Here is a 16,242-nt window from a genome sequence, read left to right on the forward strand (position 1 = left end):
AATTATAAGGCGAATTCTTGGGTCTAACTTAAACTTTCGTATCTGATCTTTATTTGTAGATATATTTTTCTATAAAAAACGCTGCGTTCAGCAGCGTTTTTGAAAAAAAATAAATTACTTCGTTAGGTTGTCTAGCTCTTCCCAACGTTCAAGTTTTTCAAGCAATAAGTCATCAATTTCGCTCAAACGATTAGACAGTTTAAGTGCTTTGTCTGCATCGGAGATAAAGAGTGAACCATCTGCCAATACAGCATTAATTTCCACTTGTTCTTTTTCCAATGCTTCCATTTCAGCAGGCAGTTGTTCGAGTGCGCGTTGATCTTTATAGCTAAGTTTTACTTTCTTTGATGCCGCAGGCTCTGCCTCAGCTTCGGCTTTTGCCACAGCCTTTTTCACCGCACTTTTCTGATCCACTACAGTTTGATCTGGGCGTTGCTGTAAATAGTCTTGGTAACCGCCAATATATTCGTCAATATTGCCTTTACCATCAAACACCCACGTTGATGTCACGACATTGTCCATAAATGCGCGGTCATGTGAAATAAGCAGTAAGGTGCCTTTGTAGTCGGACAACATTTCCTCTAACAGCTCAAGTGTCACCATATCCAAGTCATTGGTTGGTTCGTCCATCACAATTAAGTTAGAGGGTTTAAGTAGTAATTTTGCTAAAAGAATACGGTTACGCTCACCACCTGAAAGGGCCTTCACCGGTGTACGTGCACGCTCTGGAGAGAACAAGAAATCTTGTAAATAGCTGTAGATATGACGACGGTTTCCATTCACATCGACATGGTCAGAGCCTTCTGACACATTATCTTTGACTGATTTTTCAAGGTCGAGAGCATTACGTAATTGGTCGAAGTAAGCCACTTCCAATTGTGTACCTGTTTTCACAGTACCCGTGTGTTGTTGCTCACCTAAAATGGCTTTAATGAGGGTGGTTTTACCGACACCGTTGTCACCTACCAGACCAATCCGATCACCACGTAACACCAATGCTGAGAAGTCGTTGATGATAGGTGCATCATTGCCAAAGCGAACGCTTAAATTCTCAATTTCAAAGACGACTTTACCTGAGCGATTGGCTTCTTGGGTCGCCATGCTGACTTTGCCTTGCTGGAAGCGACGGGCTTTCGACTCTTCACGCAGTGCTTTTAAGGCACGAACACGGCCTTCGTTACGCGTACGACGGGCTTTAATGCCTTGGCGAATCCAAACTTCTTCTTCAGCTAAGCGTTTATCAAACAGTGCATTCTGCTTTTCTTCTGCTTCCATTTGCTGTGCTTTCAGTTCGAGGTAACGTGAGTAGTTACCTTCATAGCTGCGCAGAGTACCGCGGTCGAGTTCAACAATTCGAGTGGCAATGCTGTCCACAAATGAACGGTCATGCGAGATGAACAGTAAAGTTAAATTATTTTGATCGAGTAAAAACTTTTCGAGCCATTCAATACTTTCAACATCCAAATGGTTGGTTGGTTCGTCTAGTAATAGCACATCGGGTTGGGTAAGGAGTGCACGAGCAAGCAGCACACGACGCTTACGACCACCCGATAAATCGGCCAAATCAGCATCTGGGTCTAGGCCCATTTTACTTAAAATAGAATTGACTTTGGTTTCTAAAGCCCAGCCATCCAACTGATCTAGTTTGTGTTGTAGGTTACCCATGCGATCACACGCTTCCATGTCTCCGAGCACACAAGCATCACTGGCTTCATGATATGCTCTGAGTACATCCGCGGCTTCACCTGCGCCGTCTGCCACGATATCCGCCACTTTGCCCGAATCCATCGGTACGTCTTGCGCCAACATGGAAATGGTGATGCCGTTTTGTAGAGAAACTTCGCCAGAGTCGGCTAATAAACTTCCCTCGATCAGTTTAAGTAAAGTAGACTTACCCTCACCATTACGACCAATTAAACACACTCGTTCACCGCGTTCTAATGAAAAGTTCGCGCCGTCGAGCAAGGCAGGTCCACCAAACGCAAGTTGGACATCCCTTAAAGTAATATAGGCCATAATGTTTCCTGAAAAATCTCAAATGAGGACTTGAAGTGTCTAAACAACAAAATATTGATAATCAAGCGCCATTGTCCGCACCCATTGAAGATTTGCAAGTCCGAATTGCATTTTTAGATGATTTAGTTGAACAACTCAATGAACAATTGGTGATTCAAGGGCTGGAAATTGCTGATTTAAAAAAACAAATGCAAATTTTGTATCAACGTGTTGAATCTTCAGATTTGTCTGATGGAATTGCGACATTTGACCCGATGGCCGATCGTCCGCCACATTATTAAGATCTGGTTTTATTGTGCTTTAAATTCTCAGATTTATTGTATGTGTGTCCATTTTGGTGTTGATCTTTTTTGGAATCCAACATTGGCTTGATAATAGACGTACAGAGCTGACTCAAAACTGAATGAGTCTAAAGCGTAAGTAAAATATAGCTTCATATTATTTTCGCATTCGCACTTTTCTAATGATCTATATCAACAGATCTATACCACCAAAAAGCACATCAAGGTTTAGGATTCGTCAAAATCATTTGACCTTTGATGCAGTTCCGACTCTAATACGTGCTTTCTGGTGTATCCCATAAAAATGGCCCTATGACTTCAAAAGTTGTACTTCTTGATCTTGAAAATAATGTTCCTACGGCAAAGCTTTTGCGCGAAATAATGGAGCACTATCCAACTGTGTATTTGTTTAATTGCCAAGGTCAATTTGAATATGCATTGTCCGATTTAACTGAATTGGCAAGTTGGATCAGTAGCGGTCAAGTGGTGGTATTAGAAACGCCAAAAGCCGAACAAAAAGAATATGAATATGCGGTTGTTGTGGGGCAGTTAATGGCTTTACTTGAACCTGAGACGCATGTTGAACTTATTTCTGCTGTCAGTACAGCTGAGCTATTGTTGGCATTGATGCAGTCTTCTCAGATCAGTTGTCATTTGATCCAAATTCAGACAGACTTGCAAACGGTAAAAGGACTGATTCCAAGTTTAGAAACTATTCAAAACCAGCCCTACTTGAAAATGGTCAAAAAATATTGTGATGCTTTGGGCAAAATGTCAGGTAAACCAACCACATTGGATGGTTTAAAAAACTCAATCAGTAATATTTTGCAACTCGTACCTGAAAAGACCCAACGAGTGGTCGGGATGCTGATCAACCTAAAAATTGTGAAGCGTTATGATGAGCAAATCAGTTTCCGTAAAAAAGTATTGAAACAATGGTTGGCATTGAATATCGAAAAACAAGACTCGGCTACTGAACCGAAAACGTTACAACAGGTATTGCAGCAATTAAAAAAAGATGATGAGAGTGATACTGTTGAACCTGTTGTGGAAACTTTGTCAGCACAACAAGCGTTGTTTAAAAATTTTGCTCAAATTGACCCCGTACAGCTTGAGGTCGCACGCAAATTGCGTGAGCTCAAAACCAATAAACCTAAAGATATTTATGCACTCCGTGATTTGCTTGAGCAAATGTTTCCGAAGTCAGATGTACGTATGTTACTGAAAGAGTTGCTTGATAAAGGCTATATTTATTGGAATGGACATGAAGTTTTATATAGTCATGAAATGTTCTTAAATTAATTTTATCGTTCAAACTTGCGTTTTATATTGTGCTTATGCAACTCTAATAAAGGAATAAAAAGGTTGTGCTATGGAAAATATTGGAATTTGGGTTGCTGGATTTATTATCTTGTTCGTTCTCGGCTCGATTTTTGGACTTCGTGTGAGTCCAAGAGAAAAAGCTTTGGGGGAGATGCGAGAAAAAGCACGCAAGATGGGCTTGCACCCACGTTTAGTTGCGGCACCTGAATGGACGAAAATACCGATGGCATCGGAGAACCGTGCCAGTATGGTGGCGTACTACAGTGTCCTGATTCCAGATGCACGCCTACCTTTAATGCGTGCTCGTGTTGTTGATCAGCAGCTTGAGCTCATTACAGGTGATGACAAGTTTAAACATTTACCCATTGAATTAAAGGGTATTTATGCTATTGATATGCAAGCAAACTGCGTGGGAATCTATTGGGATGAACATTCTGACTTAAGAGCAACCCAGTTAGATGCCATGAAAGCATATTTACAGTCTTTGGCTGAACTTTAATTTTACAGACCCATTGAAACAGGATTAACGGTTAATATGGCGAAAGCTCCTCGCTCCACATCCAAAAGTACTACAGCAGATTCTCCTGAGGCTGGGAAAAAACGTGCTTTAGTAATTGTGGAGTCGCCTGCAAAAGCGAAAACAATCAATAAATATTTAGGCTCGAATTACATTGTGAAGTCTTCCGTTGGTCACGTTCGTGATTTACCGACAGGTGGCTCAAGTAAGACTGCAGAAAAAAAGCCAGCGACACGAACCAAACTGACCGATGCTCAGAAAGCTGAAAAAGCACAGAATGCCTTGGTCAATCGTATGGGGGTTGACCCTGAACATGACTGGAAAGCTCATTATGAAGTGCTTCCAGGCAAAGAGCATGTGGTTGCTGAACTGAAAAAGCTTGCTTCGCAGGTTGACGAGGTTTATCTCGCAACGGACTTGGACCGTGAGGGAGAGGCCATTGCATGGCATCTTAAAGAGGTCATTGGTGGTGCGGACTCTCGTTACCAACGTGTCGTTTTTAATGAAATTACCAAAAATGCCATTCAAGAAGCTTTTAAACATCCAGCACGTCTTGATATTGATAAAGTCAATGCGCAACAGGCCCGTCGTTTCTTAGATCGCGTTGTTGGCTTTATGATTTCCCCATTACTTTGGGAAAAAATTGCTCGCGGTTTGTCTGCTGGTCGTGTTCAGTCTGTTGCTGTGAAACTGGTGGTTGAACGTGAACGTGAAATTCGTGCGTTCGTCCCAGAAGAATATTGGCAAGTTTTTGCAGATACCAAATCACAGACGGATGACATTCGTTTAGAGGCGGTTAAGCAAGTGGGTAAAACCCTAAAATTACGCAATAAAGCCGATACCGATGCTTTACTGAAGCTCATTAACGACGCAGATTACAAAGTGTCAGCACGTGAGGATAAGCCGACCAAGGTGAATCCGAGTGCGCCGTATATCACCTCGACTTTACAACAAGCCGCGAGTACACGTCTGGGTTTCTCAGTGAAGAAAACCATGATGTTGGCGCAGCGTTTGTATGAGGCGGGTTTTATTACCTACATGCGTACCGACTCGACCTTTTTGAGCGACGATGCCGTGAATATGGTGCGTCATCATATTGAGACAGAGTTTGGGGCAAAGTATCTGCCTGCTAAGCCGAACCGCTATGGTAACAAAGCGGGTGCACAAGAAGCCCATGAAGCGATTCGTCCATCAAATGTGGCTTTAAAAGGTGACAGTTTAGTGGGTGTGGAGCGTGATGCTCAGCGGTTGTATGACCTAATCTGGCGTCAATTCGTCGCGTGTCAAATGACCCCAGCAGAATACCTGTCATCCACTATTTTAGTCGATGCCAACGGTGTTGAACTTAAAGCCAAAGGTCGCACACTGGTATTTGATGGTTTCACCAAAGTCCGTGGTCAAAACAAGTCAGATGACGATGTGTTATTGCCAGCGGTCAAAGTGGGTGAAATCCTCAAACTTGAAAAACTCGATCCATCGCAACACTTTACCAAGCCACCTGCACGCTTTACCGAAGCGTCACTGGTGAAAGAGCTTGAGAAGAAAGGGATTGGCCGTCCATCAACGTATGCGGCGATTATCTCAACCATTCAAGATCGTGGTTATGTCAAACTAGAAAACCGCCGTCTATATGCAGAAAAAATGGGTGAGATTGTTACAGATCGTTTGGATGAAAGTTTCAATAACCTCATGAATTATGACTTTACCGCGGATCTAGAAGGTCAGTTGGATAAAGTGGCAGATGGTGAGCGTAATTGGAAAGAGTTGCTTGACAGTTTTTATGGTGATTTCAAAAACCGACTGACCAATGCTCAAGGTGAGGGCGGTATGCGCCGTAACCAACCTGTTGAAGTCGAAGCCGTTCACTGTAAAGAATGTGACCGTCCTATGCAGATTCGTACAGGAACTACAGGTGTGTTCTTAGGGTGTTCAGGTTATAACTTGCCACCGAAAGAACGTTGTAAAGGTACGTTGAACTTAACACCAGTTGAATCACTTGCAGCACTCTCGGACGATGATGCAGCAGAAACAGCAGACTTGATGTCGAAAAAGCGTTGTCCGATTTGTGAAACCGCAATGGACAGCTATGTGATTGATGGTGGTCGTAAATTACATATCTGTGGTAATAACCCTGATTGTGCTGGTTTTGAGCTTGAAGAAGGTGAGTTCAAAATCAAAGGCTATGATGGCCCAACCATTCCATGTGATAAGTGTGATGGCGAAATGCAGTTAAAGACAGGGCGTTTTGGCCCTTACTTTGCTTGTAACAGCTGTGACAACACGCGTAAAGTACTGAAAAGTGGTCAACCTGCACCTCCGCGTGTCGACCCGATTAAAATGGAACATCTACGTTCAACCAAGCATGATGACTTTTTTGTCCTGCGTGATGGTGCGGCGGGTCTGTTCTTAGCTGCAAGTAAGTTCCCGAAAGTACGTGAAACACGTGCTCCGAAGGTTGCTGAATTGCGTACGGTGGCTGATCAGCTTGATCCAAAGTATCAGTTTATTTTGCAAGCACCTGATGTTGATCCAGAAGGCAATCCAACACTTGTGAAGTTTAGTCGTAAGAATCAAGCGCAATATATTGGCTCTGAAACGCCTGAAGGCAAGCAAACCAAATGGTCATTGGTGTTCAATGATGGAAAATGGGTTGAGGCTTAAGTTTTAATTGCTTAGAAATAATCAAGAAATGCTCACTTTGGTGGGCATTTTTTATGTCACAATCCTTTAATCATAATTTATAAAAAATAGCATATTGGGGTATACGTGGACATACAAACAAAAAAGTTTGCCGTATTAATTGATGCTGATAATTCATCAATTAGTGCAATTCCATCAGTACTTGAAGAAGTAGCTAAATATGGTATTGCTAGCGTAAAGCGTGTATACGGGGATTGGAGTAGTGAAACTCTAAAAAATTGGCGTGAAGTGCTTTTACCACATGCAATTACACCAGTTCAGCAGTTTGCCTACACAAAAGGTAAAGATGCTACGGATATGATCCTAATTATTGATGCAATGGATTTACTTTATGCAGGGGCTTTGGATGGATTTTGTATCGTCTCCAGTGATAGTGACTTTACGCCTTTAGCATCTCGGATTCGTGAAAATGGTTTAAGTGTTTATGGCTTTGGAAAAAAGAAAACACCAGAAGCATTTAAGAAAGCATGCGATAAATTTATTTATGTTGAAAATTTAATTGTGGATAGCTATCTTAAGAATATTGAAGAAGAGTATCTTTCTGAGCCTACCGACAAGAAGTTAACAGAAACGTTAAAAACCGTTGAACAAAAAGCATTAACTCAATCCAAGGAGTATTCTTCACCTGAAACAGTTGATCGAGCAACCTTAAATTTAATTTATAAAGCAGTTAAGGATAATGCAGATGAAAATGGTTGGGCTAATTTGGGTATGGTTGGACAATATATTAGCGCTGTAAAACCTGATTTTGACTCCAGAAATTATGGTCGAGCAAAACTATCAGGCCTAATCAAGACACTTAACTTATTTGAAACTAAAATAGAAATGAGTCAGATGTATTTAAGAAAAATGAAAAAACAGAGTACTTTATAATATGTGGAAAAAAATTCGTATTTTAATCTTGTTGCTGATTTTATTGGTGGTTGCTTTGAATGCTTATCGGGATCAAAATCAAGATTGGAGCAAGCCCATTATTGTATTACTCCATCCAGTGAATGCAGATGGACAGGCTACAACTCAGCAATATATTCAGCAACTGAACCTTGGAAACTTACAAGGGGTACAAGGCTATTTAGAGCAGATGTCAGCACAATATCGTGGCCAGCCGATTTCAATTTATTTCCAACTTGGACGCGAGCTCAAGCAGTTACCACCTAAAGTACCTGAGCAGGCGAGCTTGTTGGATACTGTAATGTGGAGTTTAAAGTTCCGTTATTATGCGTGGAAAAATCATCAAGGTTCAGATGGCGCACCAGCTGTTACTTTGTATTTGAACTATTATGACCCTGCACTGACCAAAGAACTGAAACACTCAACAGCTTTGCAAAAAGGGCGTATTGGTTCAGTGAATTTATTTGCATCGACCAAGCAAACAGAGCAAAACAAAGTGGTGCTTGCACATGAGCTTTTACATGCCTTTGGTGCCAGTGATAAATATGACTTAGCTACTGGGCAACCGATGTATCCTGTAGGTTATGCATATCCAAATCAGCAGCCCTTGTTCCCACAAGCGAAAGCTGAGCTTATGGCTGGACACATACCAACTTCGCAAACACAAAGTAAAATGCCAGAAACGATTGATGATACCTTGGTGAATGAGATCACCGCGATAGAAATTGGCTGGAAAAAGTAACTGTGGATAATGTCGAATTTATCCACAATCCAGTGTGCTTATGTGGATAAATTCATGCCTACAAGTCTGTTGAAAAACATGTTAAAACTAAATGAACGAAATCAGACTTGAGAAGAATATGAAAACAGTAGGTAATGATTTAGTTCGCCATCAACTGCATGAAAACCGTAAGTGGTATCTGGGCTTAGGGATTTTATTGGTCTTGTTTGGTTTAATCCTTTTTGCATCGCTACCTCTCGCGACTTTATCTGCAGTCTTTATCTTTGGTGTATTGATGATGTTAGGCGGTGTTCTGCATTTGATTGCGGCTTTTAAGATTTTTGAGGGTAGTTTTCGCTGGTTATGGGCGCTGTTTGGTGTGTTGTATTGGGTTGCGGGTTATTATGCTTTCACAACACCAGTCAAAACAGCCGTTGTATTGACCAGTATTTTGGCCGTATTCCTGGTCATTGCAGGCGTGATTCGTATTTTTAATGCGATACTATTTCGTACATTCCAAGGCTGGGGCTGGACACTTTTTTCAGGTATTTTAACCCTAATCGCTGGGATTATGATTTTAACTACCCCAGATGCTCCATTTTGGGTGTTGGGATTATTTTTAGCATTCGATATTTTATTCCAAGGGATTAACTATCTTTCTTTAGCTTCTTATATCAAAAGAGAAGTCCCGAAAAGTTCAGCAGATGCCTAAATGATTAATCTGAACAAAAAAAGAGTGCTTTAGCACTCTTTTTATATTTCAACACTCTTTTTATTTAAGTTTGAGAGCTGGCAAATATAATTTATGGAATATTTCACACGATGAAAACTTTTGTACTTGCGCCCGATTCATTTAAAGAAAGCATGACTGCGGAGCAGGCCTGTACAGCTATGCAACGTGGGATTCAAAAAATAATCCCTGATGCGGTATGTATACATGTACCCATGGCAGATGGTGGTGAAGGTACGGTTGATGCCTTACTCACATCATTAGCGGGTCAAAAAGTCGAATGTGAGGTAACAGGGCCATTGCCATCACAACGAATTAAAACGTATTGGGGTTTATTTGATGGTGGGCAAACGGCTGTTATTGAAATGGCCAAAGCCAATGGGATTCATCTGCTTGAATCTACGCAACGGAATCCACTCCTAACCACAACTTTGGGAACGGGGCAAATGATTCGGCATGCCTTGGACGCAGGTGTGTCAAAAATTATTTTGGCACTCGGAGGCAGTGTCACCAATGATGCAGGCAGTGGCATGGCTCAAGCGCTTGGAATCAGGTTTTTAGATGTACAAGGGGCTGAACTGGCCGTTGGTGGTGGTCATTTACAAGAGATTGAACGGATCGAGATGCAGGCTTTAGACCCACGTTTGCAAGGGGTTCAAGTTTTGATTGCCTCCGATGTCACTAATCCGCTGTGTGGAGCACAGGGTGCGTCATATGTATTTGGCCCGCAAAAAGGGGCGAGTGCAGAGATGGTTGAGCAGTTAGATCAAAACTTGAGTCACTTTGCACATGTGGTGGAAACACAGCTGAATATGCAGATACGTAATGTTGCAGGGGCAGGGGCCGCAGGTGGACTAGGCTTTGGCTTAATGGCATTCACAGGTGCTAAGATTCAGTCAGGTGCGACGTGGGTGATTGAGCAAACCCAACTGGCTGAGAAAATAAAGCAAGCTGATTATGTCTTCACTGGTGAGGGCAGTATCGACTTCCAAACCAAGTTTGGCAAAACGCCGTGGGCAGTGGCTCAGTTAGCCAAACAGTTGAATAAACCAGTGATTGCCTTTGCTGGACGTGTTGGAGAGGATATTGAGTCATTATTTGATGAAGGTTTTAGTCAAATTGTTTCGATCAATGAATCCGACTGTGATTTAGCTACAGCATTGAAAAATGCAGAACAGCATTTGCAAAACAGCTGTGAGGACATCACTCGACTTTTGCTTTTAAATCATGTTGAGCAAGCTTGATTTAAAATATTTGAGTCGGTAATTGATTCGAGCATAAGGCCTTGGCCTAAATTTGAAGATGTATTTCTGACAGAAATGGATAATCGTTGTTGTAGGCTCATATTGACGTCATAGATTTGTTAAACTAGTAGCATCCACGAATTGATGAGTGATTATGAGTTTAGCCAGCCTAATTGATGAATTAAACCCGCAACAAAAACAAGCTGCCACGACTGAGTCACAACACAGTCTGGTGCTTGCAGGGGCTGGCTGTGGCAAGACCAAAACTATTGTGGCGCGAGCGGCGTACCTGATTGATCAAGGGATTCCAGCCAACCAAATCCAGATTTTAACCTTTACCCGTCGTTCAGCCAGCGAGATTGTGGCGCGAGTGGAGTTGGCTTTAGGTGAGCAGGCAAAAGGGCTGCGCGCTTCTACTTTTCATACTTTTTGTATGTATCTGCTGCGCCGCGTACCGAAAGCCTTTGGTTTAGAGCAGTTTTCAATTATTGATCGTGATGATCAGTTGATGATGTTCCGCCTGATTCGTGGAAAAGATGATAAGAAAAATCCCAATCAGTTGCCTAAACCGCAAGAACTGTGTGATCTGTATTCTTTTGCACGAAATACGCGTCAAAAGTTGAGTGATGCCTTAGAAAAACAGCATCCTGAGCATTTGGCTTTTAAAGATCAAATTGCGGAAATCATGAAAGAGTATGAGACACGAAAACGTGCCCGTAGTTTTTTAGATTATGACGATATTCTTGCAATCGTGGCCTCAGCACTCGATCAGTCAGACGGTTTAGCCGACTATGTGGCATCGCTCTGCAAACACATGTTGGTCGATGAAATGCAGGATACCAATCCTTTGCAGTGGGCCTTGCTTGAACCGCTTAAAGACAAAGTGAGCCTGTTTTGTGTGGGGGATGATGCGCAGTCAATCTATGGTTTCCGTGGGGCAGATTTTGAAAATATTCACCATTTTAAAGACCGTGTGCCGAATGCTCAGGTGTTTAAATTGGAGCAAAACTATCGTTCCACTCAAGAAATTTTAGACCTTTCTAATTGGCTGCTTGATCAATCGGAGATTCAATATAATAAACGCCTAGATGCTCATCGGGGTGAGGGTGTAAAGCCTCGCATGCACATTTTCCCAAATGAATTTGATGAAGCAAAATGGATTGCGATCGACATTAAAGAGCGCCATTATTTACAAGGACAGCGCTGGTCGGATCACATGGTCTTGGTGCGTTCCAGCTTTGCAGCACGGCATATTGAGGCAGCGTGTATTGCGGCCAATGTTCCCTATCGTTTTATTGGGGGCATGAAACTGCTTGAAACCGCGCATGTGAAAGATTTACTGAGCCTGCTACGTGTGATTGCCAATCCTCTAGATGATATTGCATGGATGCGTTTTCTTACCCTGTGGAATGGGGTGGGGGATGTGGGGGCAAGTCGTCTCGCTCAGCAACTTTTACTGGAGCCTGAGTTTGATTTGATCTTTGATAAATTAGAGAAATTTGGGCGAATTCCAGCTGAAAGCGTGTTGATCATGAAGCAAATGACGGTACTAAAACAGGAAGTGCAGGCTTGCGTCAGTTTGGGTATTCAGGCGATTGAAGCACAATTGGCAGAAAATTATAAAAAAGACTGGAACCGTCGCCAAGGTGACTTTGAGTTAGTGAAGCAATTGGCATCTAAACATACCCAGTTGAGTGAATTTCTTGAGGAATATGTACTTGATCCAGTGTCTATTTCTGAAATCGAACGACAGTCGGATACGGATGTCGTCACCCTGATTACCATTCACTCGGCCAAAGGTACAGAGCAAAAAGTATGTTATGTCGTTAATGTCACGCCAGGGCAATATCCGCATGCTCGTGCCCAAGGTGATTTTAATGATGTTGAAGAAGAGCGTCGGGTCTTGTATGTGGCACTGACCCGTGCCCAGAATGAGCTGATTTTGACCAAGCAAAATTTAAGTCTGTGGGCGCGAGATATGATTGATGAGCAAGGACGGAAAGTCGAAAGTTATTTTTTGAACGATTTGACCCGAAATTTGTGTAGCATGGAAACCCATCATAAGCCCCGTCAGCAAACCGTTAAAAGTGCACTGATTGAACGACAGTCGATTAATTTAGATTTTGGGATTAATCTCGATTAAACTAAACTGATTACATTGTGGTATTTGTTGTGCAATGTTCAGAAAGTAGCGTAGGCGATTGCTTTTTGATGATTTTGCCTATTTTTGAAGGTTGTTGAATGAAAATTTTAGTTCGTAGTTTAGAACGTACAGTAACAGAAGCAGAATTACTTGAGTTGTTTAAACAATACGGCACAGTTGCATCATGTACTTTAGTGCTGGATGCGGCTACAGGTAAATCGAAAGGTTTCGCTTTTGTGGACATGCCACATGCACGTGAGGCGATTAAAGCTATTAAAGGCTTAAACACATTGCGTTTGCATGGTAGCGGTATTCGTGTGAAACAGGCGGAAGATAAGCCTGAGAAGCCAGAAGCATAAGTATGAAGGAGCAATTGATGCTCCTTTTTTATTGAGTCAAGCATGAAAAAAATCTACCCAGCATTATCTATTGTTGCTCCGATGGGGCAATACATTGCACAAGGAAAAAAGACTTTAGAAATACGTTCTTGGCGCCCTACACATTTGCCGTTGAAAGATTTATTGATTGTTGAAAATCAGCATTATTTGACACAAGAGGGTGATGAAGAGTTAGGATATGCTGTGGCTATGGTCGATGTTGAGGCGATTCATCCGTGGAAAGAGGATGAGCTTGACGTGGCTATGGCATCATATTGGGACGAAGGATATTGGGCTTGGGTATTAAGTAATGTACGTCCAATGCTTGTCCAGACTCCCGCTATGGCCAAAAGAAAGATTTATTTTATTGAAATAGATCATGCATAATTTTCATTATGCACTGCTGTGCATAAAGTTTAATCTTGGCTTTGTAAAAAATGCCAAACATTAGGAACACCATTCATGACCCGTGTTGCCCGCTATCATGCAGATCGTACCAATCAAAAACTCTATTTTGCTCGCCTTGCCTGTCAACAAGCTGAGCAGAACGATCATGTGCAGCAAGCGCAGGCGCACCGTGAAGCAGCCGTCTTTCATTTACACGGTGCTGTACTGGCCTTTTTACAGGAATTGGTAAGATACTACCGCTTAAATGACTTTAACCCGACCTTGAAATCTATTGAGGAACAAATGGCAGTTAAAGGACAAGTTTCACCTGAGGTAACGGTGTTGCAGCAGTTATCAAAAGAAGGGTTTATCGCAGAGTTAAAGCGTGCTTATCGTTTATGCCAGTATGCGCCAGAACCAACGAGTCCTGAACCAGAGTCTGAAACATCATCGAACTTGATCATTAAAGTGACGCAAACACCGCAAGCATGGTTACCTGATACCAAAATTCTAAGAGAGTGGCACCGCGACTTGACGGCTTTGATTGATGGCTTCCGGAATGAGATGGTCGAGTTCTAAAAGCGATGACCAGCGCTTGAAGTTTGAAAATTTGTCCTTATATCAATAAGTCTAAGCGAAGCAAAGTGCAACTGCCTTTGCCACCATGTTGAACATGGAGGAAATATGTCTATAGAACAGTTGAAAGAATTATTTGGAAATCAAGAGGCCATTTTGGAATTGGTTCAACTTGAAGGTGGCGAATTGGCACTACGTAACGCAGGTTCTGAAAGTGCGCCTTTAGTCACGATACAATTTAATGATGAAGTCAAAGCCCTATTGGGTGATCAAGCGACTGTGGTTGCACAGCATATGGTGCAAGCGGCTTTATACGCCTTACTTGAAAAGCAAGTGGGTGAGTGGCAAGCTGAAGTTGTAGACGAAAAACCACAGTTCTTGAGCTAAACTGAATAAGAAAAAACGCACTGAACAGTGCGTTTTTTTTGTATCTCGTGTTTGTTCTTTAGTGGGTGGGTGCCTGATGATGCGCAATCTGAATTTGATTTAAAATATGATTGCTCATATTTTTTGCCATTTCTTCTTTGGCAAAATACACTTCACCAATGTTGTCACGACGAATTACTTCGGCTTCTTCTTTACTTTCTGCACACACCAAGACCTGAATCTCAGGATTGAGAGTTTTGGCAATATCTACGATCTTATGAATATCTAAAATATCCATTGGAGAAAGTACCAACAGGCGCGCATGTTGAATATGGGCTTGAATCAGTACTCCAGGATCGGTTGCTATACCAGAAACAGCCGCAATGCCTTTCTCACGGAGGTTCTCTACAATTTCACGGTTTTCTTCCGCAATCACCACTTTAATGTCTTCGGCCATTAATTGTTTGGTAATACGACGTCCCACTTCACCATGTCCAACAATCACGACTTGGTCGCGTAAATAGTCCTGTGAGACTTCATCAGGCAACATTGCTAGTGGATCCCCACTACGTTCCAGTAAGCGGGCCAAATGAGAGCGTTCACGAATCCAACGTTGTACAGGCTCAATGGCAGAGAACACAAAACTGTTTAAAGTGATGGAGATCAAAGCGCCTGCCAATATCAGGTTTTGTCCTTCTAAAGACAGAAGTTTGAGTGAAACCCCAAGCGTTGCCAAGATGAAGGAAAATTCTCCGATCTGTGCCAGTGAAGCCCCTACAGTGAGAGCTGTATTGATGGGATAGCGGAAGAAGAGCACCAGTGCCATAGCTGCAATGGTTTTGCCAATCATGATAATGGCAACGACAGCAAGCACATGCACAGGTTGTTCTACTAAGATGCGTGGGTCAAATAACATGCCCACTGCAACAAAGAACAAAATGGCAAAAATTTCACGTAGAGGGAGAGTTTCCTCTTCTGCACGATGGCTAAAGTCAGATTCTTTGACGACCATCCCTGCAAAGAAAGCGCCCAGCGCCATGGAAACACCAAAAATTTTATAAGCACCGAAAGCAATGGATACCGCGGCAGCCACTACGGTTAAAGTAAAGAGCTCACGTGAACCAAGGCGAGCGACGAACTGCATGATCATTGGAACCAGACGTTTCCCGATGATCAGCATAAAAGCGATAAAACCAGCCACTTTAAGTAGGGTGGTGCCGAGGGTAAGCCAAATGTTGGTATTTTCACTGCCTGCAAAAGCTTCGCCACCGAGTAAGACCGCTGTTGCAGGTAATAAAACCAGCACCAAGACCATGACTAGATCTTCAACCAAAAGCCAGCCAACAGCGATTTTACCGTTAACTGAATTGAGTAGACCGCGATCTCCTAGGGCTTTGAGTAATACCACTGTACTTGCGCAGGATAAACAGAGACCAAAAACCAGTGCAGAACCAAAGCTCCACCCCCAGAGCATGCTGACACCTATACCAAGTAGAGTTGCCACAGCAATTTGTAAAATTGCACCAGGTAAGGCAATGCGTCGAACTTGTAATAGATCATTCAGAGAGAAGTGCATGCCCACACCGAACATGAGGAACATGACTCCAAGTTCAGCCAACTGGTTCGCTAGATGCATGTCTGCGACAATACCAGGGGTGTTGGGGCTGATGATAATACCGGCAATCAGATAGCCAATGAGTGGAGGGAGGCGTAAGCGTACGGCAAGATAGCCGAAAATGAGCGCAAGCCCAAAGCCAACAGCAAGTAATATAATGAGATCTACGTCATGAGGCACTAAAAACTCCTTAAGCAAAAAAGTTAAGGGTGAAAAATAAGCAAAGCACAAACGGTGCCAAAAGAGATTAAAAGTTTAACAAGTCGAATGAAAAAAAAGCAAAAAAAAACGACCTGATACAGGTCGTTTTTTCCAAAAAACTAAAATTATTTAATTTTAGCTTCTTTGAAGATTA

Annotated in this window: 15 protein-coding genes; 13 read left to right on the forward strand and 2 right to left on the reverse strand. The window is 42.4% G+C overall.

Annotation, left to right across the window (positions count from 1 at the left end):
* Positions 1 to 114: 114 nt before the first annotated feature.
* A complete protein-coding gene (locus ACE01U_RS07015) occupies positions 115 to 2,016 on the reverse strand; it encodes an ATP-binding cassette domain-containing protein (RefSeq protein WP_110975005.1) in 1,902 nt (633 codons plus the stop codon).
* A gap of 35 nt (positions 2,017 to 2,051) precedes the next feature.
* On the opposite strand from ACE01U_RS07015, the gene ACE01U_RS07020 reads away from it, so the two are divergent.
* The 13 genes from ACE01U_RS07020 to ACE01U_RS07080 all read left to right on the forward strand — a co-directional run bounded on the left by ACE01U_RS07020 (position 2,052) and on the right by ACE01U_RS07080 (position 14,293).
* Positions 2,052 to 2,297: a SlyX family protein gene (locus ACE01U_RS07020; protein ID WP_004692513.1), complete on the forward strand. Its 246-nt coding sequence runs from the start codon at positions 2,052 to 2,054 to the stop codon at positions 2,295 to 2,297.
* 312 nt (positions 2,298 to 2,609) lie between these two features.
* The gene (locus tag ACE01U_RS07025) at positions 2,610 to 3,599 is read left to right on the forward strand and encodes a hypothetical protein (protein WP_291374297.1); all 990 of its coding nucleotides are present in this window, start codon (positions 2,610 to 2,612) and stop codon (positions 3,597 to 3,599) included.
* A 70-nt stretch (positions 3,600 to 3,669) separates the two neighbouring features.
* The gene (locus ACE01U_RS07030; protein WP_086209979.1) at positions 3,670 to 4,119 is read left to right on the forward strand and encodes an ammonium transporter; all 450 of its coding nucleotides are present in this window, start codon (positions 3,670 to 3,672) and stop codon (positions 4,117 to 4,119) included.
* 36 nt (positions 4,120 to 4,155) lie between these two features.
* A complete protein-coding gene (gene topA / locus ACE01U_RS07035; protein ID WP_395579041.1) occupies positions 4,156 to 6,798 on the forward strand; it encodes a type I DNA topoisomerase in 2,643 nt (880 codons plus the stop codon).
* 105 nt (positions 6,799 to 6,903) lie between these two features.
* On the forward strand, positions 6,904 to 7,710 hold the full coding sequence (locus tag ACE01U_RS07040) for an NYN domain-containing protein (RefSeq protein WP_395579042.1): 807 nt from the start codon (positions 6,904 to 6,906) through the stop codon (positions 7,708 to 7,710).
* 1 nt (position 7,711) lies between these two features.
* Positions 7,712 to 8,470, forward strand: coding sequence for a hypothetical protein (locus ACE01U_RS07045; protein ID WP_291374298.1), 759 nt, complete (start codon positions 7,712 to 7,714; stop codon positions 8,468 to 8,470).
* Between the two features lie 118 nt (positions 8,471 to 8,588).
* On the forward strand, positions 8,589 to 9,161 hold the full coding sequence (locus ACE01U_RS07050) for an HdeD family acid-resistance protein (RefSeq protein WP_395579043.1): 573 nt from the start codon (positions 8,589 to 8,591) through the stop codon (positions 9,159 to 9,161).
* 110 nt (positions 9,162 to 9,271) lie between these two features.
* The gene (locus tag ACE01U_RS07055) at positions 9,272 to 10,423 is read left to right on the forward strand and encodes a glycerate kinase (RefSeq protein ID WP_291374299.1); all 1,152 of its coding nucleotides are present in this window, start codon (positions 9,272 to 9,274) and stop codon (positions 10,421 to 10,423) included.
* 154 nt (positions 10,424 to 10,577) lie between these two features.
* Positions 10,578 to 12,566 (forward strand): ATP-dependent helicase, encoded by a 1,989-nt coding sequence (locus ACE01U_RS07060; RefSeq protein WP_395579044.1) that lies wholly within the window; start codon positions 10,578 to 10,580, stop codon positions 12,564 to 12,566.
* A gap of 98 nt (positions 12,567 to 12,664) precedes the next feature.
* Positions 12,665 to 12,925, forward strand: a complete 261-nt coding sequence (locus tag ACE01U_RS07065) for an RNA recognition motif domain-containing protein (protein WP_086209972.1) — start codon at positions 12,665 to 12,667, stop codon at positions 12,923 to 12,925.
* A gap of 42 nt (positions 12,926 to 12,967) precedes the next feature.
* Entirely contained in the window at positions 12,968 to 13,330 is a 363-nt protein-coding gene (locus ACE01U_RS07070) for an ASCH domain-containing protein (protein WP_395579045.1), read from the forward strand.
* Positions 13,331 to 13,405: 75 nt separating this feature from the next.
* Positions 13,406 to 13,909 carry a DUF6586 family protein gene (locus ACE01U_RS07075; RefSeq protein WP_086209970.1) on the forward strand — a complete coding sequence of 168 codons (504 nt, stop codon included), beginning with the start codon at positions 13,406 to 13,408 and terminating at the stop codon, positions 13,907 to 13,909.
* Positions 13,910 to 14,014: 105 nt separating this feature from the next.
* A complete protein-coding gene (locus ACE01U_RS07080) occupies positions 14,015 to 14,293 on the forward strand; it encodes a hypothetical protein (RefSeq protein WP_086209969.1) in 279 nt (92 codons plus the stop codon).
* A gap of 58 nt (positions 14,294 to 14,351) precedes the next feature.
* On the opposite strand, the gene ACE01U_RS07085 is transcribed toward ACE01U_RS07080, so the two are convergent.
* The gene (locus tag ACE01U_RS07085) at positions 14,352 to 16,067 is read right to left on the reverse strand and encodes a cation:proton antiporter (RefSeq protein WP_395579046.1); all 1,716 of its coding nucleotides are present in this window, start codon (positions 16,065 to 16,067) and stop codon (positions 14,352 to 14,354) included.
* Positions 16,068 to 16,242: the final 175 nt, after the last annotated feature.

The organism is Acinetobacter halobius (assembly GCF_044130335.1).
Taxonomy (GTDB): domain Bacteria; phylum Pseudomonadota; class Gammaproteobacteria; order Pseudomonadales; family Moraxellaceae; genus Acinetobacter.

What these genes read in the sequence shown, in the direction of transcription:
- ACE01U_RS07025 (WP_291374297.1), top strand. Translation starts at nt 2,610, where the DNA reads ATGACTTCAAAAGTTGTACTTCTTGATCTTGAAAATAATGTTCCTACG.
- ACE01U_RS07060 (WP_395579044.1), top strand. Translation starts at nt 10,578, where the DNA reads ATGAGTTTAGCCAGCCTAATTGATGAATTAAACCCGCAACAAAAACAA.
- ACE01U_RS07065 (WP_086209972.1), top strand. Translation starts at nt 12,665, where the DNA reads ATGAAAATTTTAGTTCGTAGTTTAGAACGTACAGTAACAGAAGCAGAA.
- ACE01U_RS07050 (WP_395579043.1), top strand. Translation starts at nt 8,589, where the DNA reads ATGAAAACAGTAGGTAATGATTTAGTTCGCCATCAACTGCATGAAAAC.
- topA (WP_395579041.1), top strand. Translation starts at nt 4,156, where the DNA reads ATGGCGAAAGCTCCTCGCTCCACATCCAAAAGTACTACAGCAGATTCT.
- ACE01U_RS07070 (WP_395579045.1), top strand. Translation starts at nt 12,968, where the DNA reads ATGAAAAAAATCTACCCAGCATTATCTATTGTTGCTCCGATGGGGCAA.
- ACE01U_RS07080 (WP_086209969.1), top strand. Translation starts at nt 14,015, where the DNA reads ATGTCTATAGAACAGTTGAAAGAATTATTTGGAAATCAAGAGGCCATT.
- ACE01U_RS07045 (WP_291374298.1), top strand. Translation starts at nt 7,712, where the DNA reads ATGTGGAAAAAAATTCGTATTTTAATCTTGTTGCTGATTTTATTGGTG.
- ACE01U_RS07030 (WP_086209979.1), top strand. Translation starts at nt 3,670, where the DNA reads ATGGAAAATATTGGAATTTGGGTTGCTGGATTTATTATCTTGTTCGTT.
- ACE01U_RS07075 (WP_086209970.1), top strand. Translation starts at nt 13,406, where the DNA reads ATGACCCGTGTTGCCCGCTATCATGCAGATCGTACCAATCAAAAACTC.
- ACE01U_RS07015 (WP_110975005.1), bottom strand. Translation starts at nt 2,016, where the DNA reads ATGGCCTATATTACTTTAAGGGATGTCCAACTTGCGTTTGGTGGACCT.
- ACE01U_RS07055 (WP_291374299.1), top strand. Translation starts at nt 9,272, where the DNA reads ATGAAAACTTTTGTACTTGCGCCCGATTCATTTAAAGAAAGCATGACT.